Source organism: Streptomyces sp. NPDC052396, assembly GCF_044593195.1.
Classification (GTDB): Bacteria; Actinomycetota; Actinomycetes; order Streptomycetales; family Streptomycetaceae; genus Streptomyces.
This window is the reverse complement of the sequence record NZ_JBIUAW010000010.1, coordinates 148,700-161,789: the sequence shown is the minus strand read 5'-3', so window position 1 is coordinate 161,789 and position 13,090 is coordinate 148,700. Positions and strand designations below refer to the sequence as shown.

At 69.9% G+C, this 13,090-nt stretch carries 11 protein-coding genes, 1 pseudogene and 1 riboswitch; of the genes and pseudogenes, 6 read left to right on the top strand and 6 right to left on the bottom strand.

Annotated features, from left to right (window positions below; all coding sequences use genetic code 11):
- Positions 1–312: 312 nt before the first annotated feature.
- Together ACIHFE_RS25395 and ACIHFE_RS25390 are read left to right on the top strand one after the other, a co-directional pair.
- Complete coding sequence (locus ACIHFE_RS25395; protein WP_400109934.1) at positions 313–651, top strand: helix-turn-helix domain-containing protein; 339 nt, start codon at positions 313–315, stop codon at positions 649–651.
- Between the two features lie 243 nt (positions 652–894).
- A complete protein-coding gene (locus tag ACIHFE_RS25390) occupies positions 895–1,098 on the top strand; it encodes a cold-shock protein (RefSeq protein WP_030052720.1) in 204 nt (67 codons plus the stop codon).
- Between the two features lie 364 nt (positions 1,099–1,462).
- On the opposite strand, the gene ACIHFE_RS25385 is transcribed toward ACIHFE_RS25390, so the two are convergent.
- Positions 1,463–3,148: a ribonuclease J gene (locus tag ACIHFE_RS25385; RefSeq protein ID WP_400109932.1), complete on the bottom strand. Its 1,686-nt coding sequence runs from the start codon at positions 3,146–3,148 to the stop codon at positions 1,463–1,465.
- 459 nt (positions 3,149–3,607) lie between these two features.
- Positions 3,608–3,784, top strand: a riboswitch (M-box (ykoK) riboswitch).
- 297 nt (positions 3,785–4,081) lie between these two features.
- Between ACIHFE_RS25385 and ACIHFE_RS25380 the strand changes: the two genes are divergently transcribed.
- The 4 genes from ACIHFE_RS25380 (at position 4,082) to ACIHFE_RS25365 (ending at position 7,472) form a co-directional block, all read left to right on the top strand.
- A complete protein-coding gene (locus ACIHFE_RS25380; RefSeq protein WP_400109931.1) occupies positions 4,082–4,660 on the top strand; it encodes a TetR/AcrR family transcriptional regulator in 579 nt (192 codons plus the stop codon).
- Between the two features lie 120 nt (positions 4,661–4,780).
- Positions 4,781–5,713 (top strand): MBL fold metallo-hydrolase, encoded by a 933-nt coding sequence (locus tag ACIHFE_RS25375; RefSeq protein ID WP_400109929.1) that lies wholly within the window; start codon positions 4,781–4,783, stop codon positions 5,711–5,713.
- Between the two features lie 171 nt (positions 5,714–5,884).
- Complete coding sequence (locus ACIHFE_RS25370) at positions 5,885–6,094, top strand: hypothetical protein (RefSeq protein WP_400109927.1); 210 nt, start codon at positions 5,885–5,887, stop codon at positions 6,092–6,094.
- Entirely contained in the window at positions 6,081–7,472 is a 1,392-nt protein-coding gene (locus ACIHFE_RS25365; RefSeq protein ID WP_400109925.1) for an amidase, read from the top strand. The genes ACIHFE_RS25370 and ACIHFE_RS25365 overlap by 14 nt, the downstream gene beginning before the upstream one ends.
- A 253-nt stretch (positions 7,473–7,725) precedes the next feature.
- Here the strand turns inward: ACIHFE_RS25365 and ACIHFE_RS25360 are convergent, their stop codons facing one another.
- The 5 genes and pseudogenes from ACIHFE_RS25360 to ACIHFE_RS25340 form a co-directional block, all read right to left on the bottom strand.
- A complete protein-coding gene (locus ACIHFE_RS25360; RefSeq protein WP_400109923.1) occupies positions 7,726–9,000 on the bottom strand; it encodes a hypothetical protein in 1,275 nt (424 codons plus the stop codon).
- A 38-nt stretch (positions 9,001–9,038) separates the two neighbouring features.
- Positions 9,039–10,307 carry a sensor histidine kinase gene (locus tag ACIHFE_RS25355; protein WP_400109921.1) on the bottom strand — a complete coding sequence of 423 codons (1,269 nt, stop codon included), beginning with the start codon at positions 10,305–10,307 and terminating at the stop codon, positions 9,039–9,041.
- The gene (locus tag ACIHFE_RS25350) at positions 10,298–10,951 is read right to left on the bottom strand and encodes a response regulator transcription factor (protein WP_400109919.1); all 654 of its coding nucleotides are present in this window, start codon (positions 10,949–10,951) and stop codon (positions 10,298–10,300) included. Before ACIHFE_RS25350 ends, ACIHFE_RS25355 begins: the two co-directional genes overlap by 10 nt.
- Before the next feature lie 488 nt (positions 10,952–11,439).
- Positions 11,440–11,844, bottom strand: a pseudogene (locus tag ACIHFE_RS25345) (transposase); the annotation flags it as partial.
- 124 nt (positions 11,845–11,968) lie between these two features.
- A complete protein-coding gene (locus tag ACIHFE_RS25340) occupies positions 11,969–13,087 on the bottom strand; it encodes a fatty acid desaturase family protein (RefSeq protein ID WP_400109918.1) in 1,119 nt (372 codons plus the stop codon).
- Positions 13,088–13,090: the final 3 nt, after the last annotated feature.

Genomic DNA, 13,090 nt, shown 5'->3' with positions numbered 1-13,090 from the left:
CAGCAGTTTGCAGTACCAGCAGTCCGCGGTTTTCGTCAGTGAGTAGTTGATCAAGAAGGAAGGACGGAGGAGCCGAGCGCCATCAGGATCGCCCGGGTGGAAGTCCAGGACCCGGGTACCGCAGGACATCGATAGTGAGGTGGTCTCCGGTCAAGCAACCGCGATCCCCGCGCCCCCGACAGCGTCTCGGTCGGGTCTGCGGAAACAGAGGGCCGGTCCAGGGTCAGGGCCGGCAGATGGTGTAGTAGTTCCTTCGGGGCCCTGGTGCCGGACGGCGCCAGGGCCCCTCGACGCGTTCCACAGAGAGGTGCAATGACAGCAGATGACACGTTCGGCCGTCTCGACGACGACGATTACCCCGCCTACACCATGGGCCGGGCGGCCGAGATGCTCGGTACCACCCCCGCCTTCCTCCGCGCCCTCGGCGAAGCCCGCCTGATCACCCCCCTGCGCTCCGAAGGCGGCCACCGCCGCTACTCCCGCTACCAGCTGCGCATCGCCGCCCGCGCCCGGGAACTCGTCGATCGGGGCACCCCCATCGAGGCCGCCTGCCGGATCGTCATCCTCGAAGACCAGCTCGAGGAAGCCCAGCGCATCAACGCCGAATATCGCCGCGCCGCCGAATCGGCGAACCCAACGGCAACCGAATGAGATGAGCGTGCCCGTCAGCGCCGGCGGGCATCGCACGCACGGCCTCGGTGTGCGGAGTGATCTTTTCCTATGGTGACGCGGCGTGTGGGCGTGTAGCGTCTGCGTCAGCTGTCGTGGTTCGGAATTCCCTCTTGCCCACGCCTCCGGTGTGGGCGTTTTGCTGTGCTGTGCCGCAGGGACCAGGGCGATCACCTCCGTCTGCCACATGGAGTGGGAGGCGTTCATCGACTGGAAGGCATGACCATGGCTACGGGAACTGTGAAGTGGTTCAACGCGGAGAAGGGCTTCGGCTTCATCGCCCAGGACGGCGGCGGCCCGGATGTCTTCGCGCACTACTCCGCGATCAACTCCACAGGCTTTCGTGAGCTCCAGGAGGGCCAGGCCGTGACGTTCGACGTCACCCAGGGTCAGAAGGGCCCGCAGGCCGAGAACATCAACCTGGCCTGACCTCGCAGACCTGCCCGAGGGATCGCGCACGCCGCGTCCGGTGGCCGCCGCCCGCGCGGGCCCTGCCGCCCACCTGGACGAAGTCGCCTGATCTCGTGCCGGGCCGGCACAAGATCAGGGGCCGCGCAGCAATGGCTGCGCGGCCCCTGATGGTCGCCGGGCACGCGAGCCGCATGTCCTGCGCGGCTACCGTGCAGCTGAACCGCGGGTTTTCACGCCTTCTGTCCTGGGACATGTTCCCGATGACCCATCACGTGGAGTGCGTTGCCACCCCGGCCTGCTGGGGCGGCCGCTGACTCCCGTGCCCGACCTCGATGCCGGCGGGCCCGCGGGCGGAACGGGAACCGTGGTGCCGGGCTGTGGCTCAGGCGTCGACGATGACGGGGATGATGAGGGGCTTGCGGCGGTGGGTGCGGAACGCCCAGTTCGCCACAGCGCGGGCGACGAGTTGTTCGAGTTGGCGCGCGTCCCCGACGCCTTCCTGGGCCGCGGTGGCCAGGGTCTTCTCGATGACGGGGATGACCGGCTCGAAGGTGGTGTCGTCGTGGACGAAGCCGCGGGCCAGGAAGTCGGGGGCCTCGGCGAGGGCGCCGGTGTCCGCGTCGACGATCGCCACTACCGTGACCACGCCTTCGGCGGCGAGGGTGAGGCGGTCCTTGAGGGACGCTTCGGTGGCGCCGCCGACTTCCATGCCGTCCACGTAGACGTTGCCGGCGGGGACCTTGCCGGTGATGGATGCGCGTCCGTCGACCAGGTCGACGACGACGCCGTCCTCGGCGAGGACGACCCGGTCGGGGTCGACACCGGTACGGATGGCGAGGTCGGCGTTGGCCCGCAGGTGGCGCCATTCGCCGTGCACGGGCATGACGTTGCGGGGTTTGACGATGTTGTAGCAGTAGACGAGTTCGCCGGCGCTGGCGTGCCCGGAGACGTGCACCTTGGCGTTGCCCTTGTGGACCACGTGGGCGCCCCACCGGGTGAGTCCGTTGATCACCCGGTAGATGGCGTTCTCGTTGCCGGGGATGAGGGAGCTGGCGAGCAGGACGGTGTCGCCCTTGCCGATGCGGATCATGTGGTCGCGGTTGGCCATCCGTGACAGCGCGGCCATCGGTTCGCCCTGGGAGCCGGTGCACACCAGAGTGATCTTGTGGTCCGGGAGCTTCTCCAGCTCCTTCGTGCTCACGACCAGACCGGAGGGGACCTTTAGATAGCCCAGGTCACGGGCGATGCCCATGTTGCGGACCATCGACCGGCCGACGAAGGCGACCTTGCGGCCGTGCTGGTGGGCGGCATCCAAGACCTGCTGGATGCGGTGCACATGGCTGGCGAAGCTGGAGACGATGACCCGGCGCGGCGCGGTGCGCATCACCTGCTCGATCGCCGGGTTCAGCTCTCGCTCGGAGGTGGTGAAACCGGGTACTTCGGCGTTGGTGGAGTCGGTGAGGAACAGGTCCACGCCCTCCTCGCCGAGGCGGGCGAAGGCGCGCAGATCGGTGATGCGGTCGTCGAGAGGGAACTGGTCCATCTTGAAGTCGCCGGTGTGCAGCACCATCCCGGCCCGGGTGCGGATAGCGACCGCGAGGCTGTCGGGGATGGAGTGGTTCACCGCCACGAACTCGCAGTCGAAGGGCCCGAAGCCACGCCGGTCGCCCTCCCGCACCCGCACCGTGCGCGGCCGGATTCCGTGTTCCTTGAGCTTGGCCTCCAGGAACGCCAGCGTCAGCTTGGAGCCGACCAGGGGAATGTCGGACCGCTCGCGCAGCAGGTACGGCACGCCGCCGATGTGGTCCTCGTGGCCGTGGGTGAGGACCACGGCCACGATGTCGTCCAGCCGGTCCCGGATCGAGGTGAAGTCCGGCAGGATCACGTCCACGCCGGGCTGGGTCTCCTCGGGGAACAGCACGCCGCAGTCGACGATGAGCAGCTTGCCGGCGTGCTCGAAGACGGTCATGTTGCGGCCGATCTCACCCAGGCCGCCCAGGGCGATGACCCGCAGCCCTCCTTCGGGAAGGGGTGGGGCGGCTTTCAGCTCGGGGTGCGGATGACTCATACCCTGACGGTACCCGGAGAGCGGGACAGGGTGATCCATTGCCTGTGCGATCCGACGAGCGCTCGATACCACCCGCGCCGCCGGAGGACGTACTGGGCTCAGATAGGCGCCCGTCTCATCTGTCCGCTGCCCCGGCCCCAAGCCAGGAGGGCAACCGCAGCCGCGGCGACCGCAGCAGCCGCGGCGTGTGCCGGGGTGGCGTCGCGCGTCGGGGGCCAGTAGCTGCACTGTCCGAGTGGTCCCGCTGCACCTTGCCGAAAGCAGTGGCAAGATCCGCACTCAAGCTCTCCTCCGCCCCGCATGGCCCCGCCTGCCGTGACAGCCACCGCGTGATCGCCTGAATCCGACGAAGGACATGGCCGACACTCCTGCAAGTGGCCAGCATTTTATGGCCAGTTCTTGGCGCCACGTTCACTTGCGCGTCGACGCAAGCAAGGTAACGTCCGCAGTGGCTGAAAATAGGCACCTCGTTCGGTGAGGCGTCTGCACGGATACAGGCCACTGACCCGACGACGTCGAGAGACGCCCAGGATCAGGACAGGTCTCCTCGGCTTAAGGGGTGACCCCAAGTGGCTTCCCGTCCGCAGGGTGGGGATACGCCGTGCAGTGCCGAAGCTCTTACGTGGAGGGCGTCGTCCAGGAAGGCCGGTTTCCCCCTGCCCGGGGGTCTTAGGTACTGGCAGGGGGCTCGGCGTTCCCCAGTGGCGAGGTCTGCTCCCGCACTTCGTGATCGGGCCGTTGGGGGCGGGAATCAGAACGGCCGCCGCGTGATGTTGGCGAGGTGTGCGGACTCTTCAAGATCGGGCGATGGCCGCGAGCCGGTTCGTGGGTTGAACCGCGTGCCACGGCCGGCGGTGCGGGAGGGCGGGAGGGCCACTCCACTTCCGGCCGACCGTTCCGGCAGACGCAATTTCTTCGCATTAGGCTGTCCCCATGAGTGCCCGAGCGACCACACGCCCCGGTGGGCGCAGTGCCCGCGTCCAGCAGTCCGTGCACCAGGCGGTCCGTGATCTTGAGGCGGAGATGGGGCGGGACGCGCTGACCGTGCCGCTGATCGCGGCCCGCGCGGGGGTCACGCCGTCCACTGTCTACCGCCGCTGGGGAGACCTGCGGGAACTGCTGTCCGATGTGGCTGTCGAGCGGCTGCGCCCGGATGCCCCGCCGGCCGACCGCGGTGGCCTGCGAGCGGACCTGGAGGCGTGGACCGTGCAGTTCGCTGAGGAGATGTCCTCGACGGCGGGTCGCACGTACATCCGCGATGCCCTGCTGGGTGACCCAGGGCAGGGCAATGCGGCGCGCTGCTCCGACTACGCCGCCGAGCAATTGAAGGTCATCGGCGTACGCGCAGCCGGGCGCGGGGAGGCCGTGCCGGACCTGGAGACGCTGCTGGACGTCGTGGTCGCCCCGCTGATGTATCGGATCCTGTTCCGCCCCTCGGAGCTGTCCCAGGCGTACGTCGGCCGCTTGGTGGCGGCGGCGCTCGGTCGCGGCGGGTCCCCTTCGGGCACCTAAAAGCTAAAGGTTTGCGTTTTGAGGTGGCGCCATCCTAGAATGCTTAATGCAAAGCATTCGCCTTAAGGCTTCCGTGTCACGCGCCGTCCACGCGCGGCCTGACCTGAAAGGGTCCCACCGATGAGCACCGCCACCCCCCGTCAGGCCACCCCCGCCACCAGCACGGGATGGAGCCTCGGCGACATCGTCGTACGCCGCGTCGATGAGATCGAGCTGCCTCGCGAGACCGGACCGTGGCTGCTGCCGGACGCCACCAGGGAGGTGCTGGACGAGGCGTCGTGGCTGCGGCCCGACTTCGCCGACGCCGATGTCCCGCGGCTGGCGAGCCACAGCTTCGCGGTGGAGGCCGGCGGACTGCGGATCGTCGTGGACACCGGCATCGGCAACGGCAAGACCCGTGCCAACCCGGCCTGGAACGGTCTCGACACCGACTTCCTGGAGCGGTTGGCGACGGCCGGCTTCCCGCCCGAGTCCGTGGACCTGGTGATCACCACGCACCTGCACACCGACCACGTCGGCTGGAACACCCGCCTGGCCGGCGAGGACTGGGTCCCCGCCTTCCCCAACGCCCGCTACCTCACCAGCCGCACCGAATGGGACCACTGGGCCGCCACCGACCTGGACGAGGCCCGCGCCCAGATGTTCCGCGACTCCGTCCACCCCGTCCGCGACGCCGGACAGTACGACCTCGTGGACGTGCCCGAGCAGGGACACGAGGTGGCGCCGGGCGTCCTCCTGGTCCCCGCCCCGGGCCACACTCCGGGGCAGGTCGCCGTCGAACTGCGCGGCAGCGACCGGCGGGCGCTGATCACCGGCGACAGCATCCACCACCCTGTGCAGCTGTCCCACCCCCACGTGCACAGCTGCGTCGACATCGACCCCGCCCAGGCGATCCGCACCCGCGCCCGGCTGCTCGACGGCGTGGCGGACACCGACGCGCTGCTCCTGGGCACCCACTTCCCGCGGCCCACGGCCGGCACCGTCCGCCGGGAGCACGGCCGCTACCGGCTGCTCGCCGAGCACGGCGGCGAGATCCCGGCCGCCGAGGCCTGACCACACGACCGGTGCCCCGCGCACGGCGGTGTTCGGTGGCCCACGCGCGGACCACCGAACAGCCGCGCCACCGAGCAGTCGTGGCACCTGCGGTCGCCTGACGCCAATTCTTGGCCTTTAGCGCCTTCAAGTACTCCGCCGCCCCACCCTCGACCGGGAAAGAGAAGGTCCATGACCACTGTCGAACTCACACCGCCGGAGGCCGCCCGCTGGGCCGCCCGCGCGGGGGTTGTGCTGCCCGCCGAACGCCACGCCGCGGTCGCCGCCGTCGCCAACCACATCCACGGCGTCGTCGCGGTCCTGCGCGAGCTGGACTTCGCGGATGTCCCGCCCGCCGCCGCCTACCGCGCCGGACAGGAGTCGCACGATGCAGCCGTATGAGTTGTCCCTCGCCGCCGCCGCGGACGCGATCCGTGCCCGGCGACTCTCCCCCGTCGAACTGGTCGACTCCGTCCTCGATCGCATCGAGAAAGTGGAACCGCACCTCGGCGCCTATGTCACGGTCACCGCGGAGCAGGCACGCCGGGCGGCGAGCGAGGCCGAACACGAAGCGGCGCACGGCCGTTACCGGGGACCGCTGCACGGCATCCCGATGGGACTCAAGGACCTGATCGACGTCGGCGGGATGGCCACCACGGCCAGCTCCCGGGTGCGCGCCGACCATCGCGCGACGGCGGACAGCACGGTCGCTGCGCGTCTGAACGCGGCCGGCGCGGTCCTGCTCGGCAAGACCCACACCCACGAGTTCGCGTTCGGCCTGACCACTCCGCAGACCCGCAACGCCTGGGACCGCGGCCGGGTCGCCGGTGGTTCCAGCGGCGGCTCCGCGGTCGCCGTCGCATCGGGCACCGCGACCTTCGCCCTGGGCACCGACACCGGCGGGTCGATCCGGGTGCCCGCCGCGCTCAACGGGGTCGTCGGGCTCAAACCGACCTACGGTCTCGTCCCCCGCCACGGCGTCACCTCCCTGTCCTGGTCGCTGGACCACGTCGGTCCGATCACCCGCACCGTCGAGGACGCCGCCCTGGTCCTGACCGCACTGGCCGGACACGATCCGCGCGACCCCGCCTCGTTGTCCGTGCCCGCTACGGACTACCGGCCCGGTGCCGGCACGGACCTGACGGGGCTGCGCATCGGCCTGCCGCGCACCTACTACTTCGACAACGTCGACCCGCGCGTGGAGACCGCCGTCCGGCACGCCATCGGGCAGCTGGAAACCTTGGGCGCACGGCTCGTCGAGGTCGACATCCCGATGACCCGCTACATCCAGGCCACCCAGTGGGGTCTGATGGTGCCGGAGGCCGGGGCCTACCACGAGAACAGCCTGCGCACGGTCCCCGAGCTGTACCAGGAGGACGTCCGCATCCTCCTGGAGGCAAGCGAGTTGATGAGCGCCGGGGACTACGTCCGCGCGCAACGCGCCCGCACGCTCATGCGCGCCGAGTGGACCCGGCTGCTGGATCAGGTCGACGTGATCGCCGCCCCGAGCGTGCCGATACCCGCGGTCGGCGCCGACGAGGCGACGGTCAGCTGGCCCGACGGCACGGTCGAGGGCGTCTCCGACGCCTACGTGCGCCTCTCCGCCCCCGCCAACATCACCGGGGTGCCCGCCCTGACCGTTCCGGTCGGCCACGACTCGGTCGGCATGCCGATCGGCATGCAGCTGCTCGGCCGTCCCCTCGGCGAGCCCACGCTCCTGCGGGTCGGTCACGCCTACGAGCAGACGCAGCCGGCCCGGGAACTCGCCACGGTGGCCTGAGCGCGCTCGCCCCGGCGCGGCCCGGTACCGGCAGCGCGACGCGCTGCCGGAAGGGGAGCGGGCATGTCCACATCGGCCATGTCCAGTACGCCGCCTGCTCCGCAGAACCACCGTCGCCGCCCCGCGGGGGAGGCACACGACGCAACGGAGGGGGCGGGGCTCGCCGGCGTGTGCCGAGGCGGCGCGGTTCTCGGCGCAGCCCGGCGCACTGAGCCCGTCGGCCGGGTGGGGTGGCCGGGTGCTGTGCGGTCTGTCAGCCCAGGTCCGCCAGGAGGGCGTTCAGTTCGCTCTCCTGCTGCGCCGGCGGCATGGGCGGGTTCGGGTGGTCGATGCCGAAGGTCTTGAGCATGTTGTCCATCTGGGCGTCGATGGAGGTCCAGCCGGTTTGGTCCAGGGGCTGGAGCGAGGACTGGTCGGCATCCCACAGGTCACGCAGCGACTGGGCGGCCGCGTGGGCCCCGGCCGCGTCCCCCGAGCGTGTGTCCTTGAGCGAGGTGGATGCGAGGGTCCGCAGCGCGCTGACCTTCGCGGGCGGGAAGTTCTTCACCGCCTGCCCGGGAGGCAGCTGGACGGCGGAGGTGGTGTCGGTCTCCGGCGCCGGGCCGACGTGCGGCTGACCGTGGGCCCAGACCAGCAGGGCCGCGGTGGCGACGGCCAGCAGTCCGAAGCCGCCAAGCGCGGTGCGCTCCTTGCGCGGGTTGCCGGTGATCTGTGCGGCGTGGGCCGCCTGGTGGGTCTCGGTCACATCCGAGCGCGTCACGGTCAGGTAGACCACTGTCGCCAGGATCAGGCCGAGGAAGATCAGACTGGTGGTGAGCGTGCCCAGCGCGAGACCGGTCGGGTCGCCCGGGTTCTGGGCGGCCTTGGGGGAGGCGAGCCAGTCGCCGATGTTCGCGCCCAGCGGGCGGGTCAGGATGTAGGCGAGCCAGAAGGACAGCACCGGGTTCGCGCCGAACCTCCACAGCGCCGTGATCGCCGCGATGAGGCCGAGCGGCAGCAGCACCGAGACGCCCGGGCTCCAGCCGGTCAGTTCCAGAGTCCAGTCGCCGGTCGCGGTGCCGAGCGCGAAGGTGACCAGGACAGTCAGCCAGTAGAACGACTCCCGCGAGAGCGTGGTGACCGAGTGGATCGACAGCGTGCGCTCACGCAGCCACCACACGCCGAAAACCACCGCAAGCAGTACCGAGAAGACCGCGGAGCTGATCCACAGCGGCACGTTCAGCTGGTCGGTCAGGATGTCGGTGTACAAGGTGCCCGTGACGCTGACAATGACCACGGTCAGCCAGTAGGCGAACGGTATGTACCGCTTGAGTCGCAGCTGGACGGCCAGGACCACCACCAGGACCGCGGTGAAGATCCAGGCCGTGTTCACCAGGCCGACGCCCAGCTGGGTGTTGATCCAGTCGGCGAAGCTCTCACCGACCGTCGTGCACAGGACCTTGATCACCCAGAACCAGATGGTGACCTCAGGGACCTTGTTGAGCATGAGCCGCCCGCTGCGCGCGCGGGCTTCGGCTGTCGTCGTCATGTGGGGAGGTTTGCGCGGGGAACCTGCAAGCAACCTGACTACGTGGCCGCACGCGCGGCCGGGAGTGTCACCTCGACGTGACCGCGGCCGTCCGCGATCGCGCGGACCTCCACCCCGGCCGAGGCGGCGATGCGCCGGACCACCGGCAGCCCCAGGCCGTACCCGCCGCCGCCGGTCACACCCGTTTCAAAGACCCGGTCGACCTCAGCGGGATCGAACCCGGGGCCGTCGTCCAGGACATCGACCACGATTGCCTCACCCTGGATGCGCGCGGTGATCCACACACGCGACCGCGCATGCCGCAGGCCGTTCTCCAGCAGGGGCGACAGCAGCGCCACGGCGACGTCGGCCGCCACGGCGACCTCGATCCTCGTGGGAAAGGCGACCTCGACCGCGCGGCCGGCGATCGCCTGCCGCGCGGCGGAGCGCAGATCGCACCGTGTCCCGGCGTCTGTCCGTGCGCGCGCGGCGCGCAGAATCGTCGTGATCGCCGCATCGAGGCGGCCGACCTCGCTCAGCACCGCCTCCGGCGGCACCGGCTCGCCGGACATCTGCGCCAGCTGCGCCTCGCCCCGCAGGACCGTGAGCGGTGTCCGCAGCTCGTGGGCGATCTCGTCGGTGAGCCGGCGTTCGTCCGCCAGCGCGGTCTCGACGCGCTCCAGGAGGTGGTCCAGGGTCTGCCCGAGTTCCCCGAACTCGTCGCGGGGGACTCCGAGGTCGAAGCGGCGCCCGGGTTCATGATGGCCCCAGTCGTCGGCGAGCGCGGCCATCTCGTGCACGACCCGCAGCGCGCGGCGCACCACCAGGTGCGCGACACCGCCGGCGAGGAGGATCGCGAGGCCGCCCAGTATCAGCGACAAGGTGAGGCTGTGCTGCTCGGATGTCTCATAGGGCGTGAGGTCCACCCGGACGATCACCATGACGTGGTGGCCGTCGACCGGGATCTCCTGCGCGTACAGGAGGTAGTGCGCGACGGTGGCGGTCTGTGATCGCCGTGAGCCTGCCAGCGCCTCGACGCGCTCGACCATGCTGCTCGGTATGTTCCCGTCGATCAGGCGGCCGTCGGCATATACCCAGGCGACCTCGTCGAGCGCCTCGCTGCTGTTCTCCGTCAGCACGACACGGCCGTCCACGGTGGTGACGTTCGCCGCGACCGCCTCGGCGCGGGTGCGCGCCAGATCGTGCGCGTCGGTGTCCGTCACCCGGCTCAGCAGCAGATGCGAGACCACGACCAGTACCGCGACCACGGCGGTGGCGATCAGCACAGTGAGCGCGACGACCCTCCTGCGGAATCCTGTCACTGCCATCGGTAGCCCACGCCGCGGACGGTCGCCAGACGCTCGGCCACACCCAGCGGACCGAGCTTGGTCCGCAGTCGGCGCACAAAGGAGTCGAGGGTGTTGTCGCTGACCTGCGCTCCGTGTGGCCAGCCGGCAGCGATGAGGGCGTGGCGGCGTACCGCGTCGCCCTGCGAGGCGATGAGGCGGCCCAGCAGCCGGAACTCGGTCGGGGTCAGGCTCTTGCTCACCGAGTCGTAGGTCACCACGTGCTTCGCCGGATCGAGGACGACCTCCCGCGGTGCGGGCGCCACGGTGGCCCGGCGCAGCAGCGCTCGGACGCGGACCAGCAGTTCCGGAATGTCGAAGGGTTTGGTCATGTAGTCGTCGGCGCCGGCCTCGAAGCCGCCCACCTTGTGATGCAGGCCGTCCAAGGCGGTGAGCATCAACACCGGCGCGTCGACGCCGCGAGCCCGAAGGGCCAGGCAGACGTCGCGGCCGTCGGCGTCCGGGAGCCCGAGGTCCAGGACGACCAGCTGAGGTGCCGGTTCGAGCTGCCGCAGCAGGCTGTCGGCCGTGGCGGCGACGGAGACGGTGTGGCCGTCGTGCTCCAGGGCGCGCTTGAGGACGCCGCGGACCGCCGCGTCGTCTTCGCACACCATGACGAAAGCCACGTGCTGACCCTAGACTCTCCCGTCCCAGTTCTCCATTTGCCCTGATCAGCTGCCTGGTGGTCGGGAGCGGGCCGCTGGTGCCGCACGCCCTGCCCTGCCATGCCGGAAAGGCCACCATTCGGCTGCGGTCCACGGTCGGTCACCCCGCGGGCCAGGGTCAGTGCCATCGCGGGGCGGTGAGCCACCGACCACGACAGGAGGCCGCTGTCCGGCCCCAGCGGCCCACCGGCGCCGGCGGCGACGACCCCGGCCAGCACCCCGAACGCCGTCCACGCGCCAAGACCGGCACGCCCGGCCGGCTTGGCGACGATGCGGCGGTTCATGAGGTCAAGCCCATTCCTGCGGACGATTGAAGGCAGAAGAGCGATTGTCTACGCGTCCGTAGACGGCCTGCGGAACTGTAGACGTTCGAGGGCCGGGATCGTTCCCGGCCGGGGCCACCCGTGGTCGCGCAACGGGCCGACGACACAGCCGAGTTGGGCGCAGGTCTCGACATGGCCGACGCTGGCGGGGACGCCGCACTGCGCGCGGCGGCCCACCTTGGCCGGATCGGCTTTCGGTGACGCCGGGTCCCAGCTCTCCGGGAGGAACAGACGCCAGTCGACGGCGGCCGAGGCGTGATCGGAGGCCAGGTGAAGGGACACGCCTGCCTGGCAGTTGGTGACCTTGCCTGCCGTGCCGGTGTACTGCCGTGTCACACACGCCGAGGCGTCACCGTCCTTGAGGAAGCCGGTGTCGTCGATGATCAAAGCGGTCGGCTGGATGGCCTGTTCCATCTTCCACGCGAGCCGGGCCCGCACATGTGCCGGGTTCCAGGGGCTGGAGGTCACGAAGTGCGCGAGGGCCTGCCGGTTGCCGTCCTCGCCGAGCCGGGCCGCCATCGGCTCCACGGCAACCGAACCTGACCAAGCCCTACTAGTGCCGTCCACCGCGCTCGGCCCACTGCCGGCCGGGGTGTGGCTGGACTCAACGGTCCGACCCGACTGGGAGCCGACGGATCCGGACCGATACCGGGAATCAGGCCGCGACGAGCTGCTGCTCGCGGTCCGGCGTCTTGACCTTGGGCTTCTTGTTCGGCAGCGAGAGCCGGAAGACCTTGTGCCAGGCGGAGAACACCTGCTTGGGCAGCGGCCCGGTGACGTACTCCAGCTCGTACTTTTCGAACAGTGCGCGCACCTTCACCGCGACCTCGGCATACCGGTTGCTCGGCAGGTCCGGGAACAGGTGGTGCTCGATCTGGTGCGACAGGTTGCCGGTCATGAAGTGCATGGCCCTGCTGCCGCTGATGTTCGCCGAGCCCATCATCTGGCGCAGGTACCACTGGCCGCGCGTCTCGCCCTTGATCGACCGGCGCTCGAAGACCTGTACGCCCTTGGGGAAGTGCCCGCACATGATCACCGAGTGGGACCAGATGTTGCGGACCAGGTTCGCGGTGAATGTGGCGGCGAGCGTGGGGAGGAACGACGGGCCCGACAGCAGCGGGTGGATCACATAGTCCTTGAGCACCTGCTTGCGGATCTTGCGGCCCACGGCCTTGGCCCGCGCGCGGAACTCCGGGTCCTTGCGGCGGCGCTTGTGCAGGTTCTTGCCGAGCTCCAGGTCGTACGCTGCGATGCCGTACTCGAAGAAGCAGGCGTTGATGAAGTTCCACAGCGGCTGGCCGAGGTGGAACGGGTGCCACTTCTGGTCCTCGTCGACGCGCATGATGCCGTAGCCGAGGTCGTTGTCCTTGCCGATCACGTTGGTGTACGTGTGGTGCAGCTCGTTGTGCGAGTGCTTCCACTGATCGGACGGCGAGACGTGATCCCACTCCCAGGTGGTGGAGTGGATCTTCGGGTCCCGCATCCAGTCCCACTGGCCGTGCAGGACGTTGTGGCCGATCTCCATGTTGTCCATGATCTTCGCCACGGACAGACCGGCGGTGCCCAGCAGCCACGCGGGCGGGAAGATCGAGAACAGCAGCACGCCCCTGCTGACCAGCTCGAGCTTGCGCTGCGCCGAGATGACCTTACGGATGTAGGCGGCGTCTTTCTCACCGCGGCCGGCGAGCACCTCGTCGCGGATCGCGTCCAGCTCGCGGCCAAGCTCCTCGATCTGTTCCGCGGTCAGGTGGGCGGTGGGGTCGATGGCGGTCAAGGT

Excerpts from the sequence above, each read along its gene's own strand:
- ACIHFE_RS25365 (WP_400109925.1), top strand. The coding sequence starts at position 6,081 with ATGCAGCCGTATGAGTTGTCCCTCGCCGCCGCCGCGGACGCGATCCGT.
- ACIHFE_RS25380 (WP_400109931.1), top strand. The coding sequence starts at position 4,082 with ATGAGTGCCCGAGCGACCACACGCCCCGGTGGGCGCAGTGCCCGCGTC.
- ACIHFE_RS25355 (WP_400109921.1), bottom strand. The coding sequence starts at position 10,307 with ATGGCAGTGACAGGATTCCGCAGGAGGGTCGTCGCGCTCACTGTGCTG.
- ACIHFE_RS25375 (WP_400109929.1), top strand. The coding sequence starts at position 4,781 with ATGAGCACCGCCACCCCCCGTCAGGCCACCCCCGCCACCAGCACGGGA.
- ACIHFE_RS25370 (WP_400109927.1), top strand. The coding sequence starts at position 5,885 with ATGACCACTGTCGAACTCACACCGCCGGAGGCCGCCCGCTGGGCCGCC.
- ACIHFE_RS25390 (WP_030052720.1), top strand. The coding sequence starts at position 895 with ATGGCTACGGGAACTGTGAAGTGGTTCAACGCGGAGAAGGGCTTCGGC.
- ACIHFE_RS25385 (WP_400109932.1), bottom strand. The coding sequence starts at position 3,148 with ATGAGTCATCCGCACCCCGAGCTGAAAGCCGCCCCACCCCTTCCCGAA.
- ACIHFE_RS25395 (WP_400109934.1), top strand. The coding sequence starts at position 313 with ATGACAGCAGATGACACGTTCGGCCGTCTCGACGACGACGATTACCCC.
- ACIHFE_RS25360 (WP_400109923.1), bottom strand. The coding sequence starts at position 9,000 with ATGACGACGACAGCCGAAGCCCGCGCGCGCAGCGGGCGGCTCATGCTC.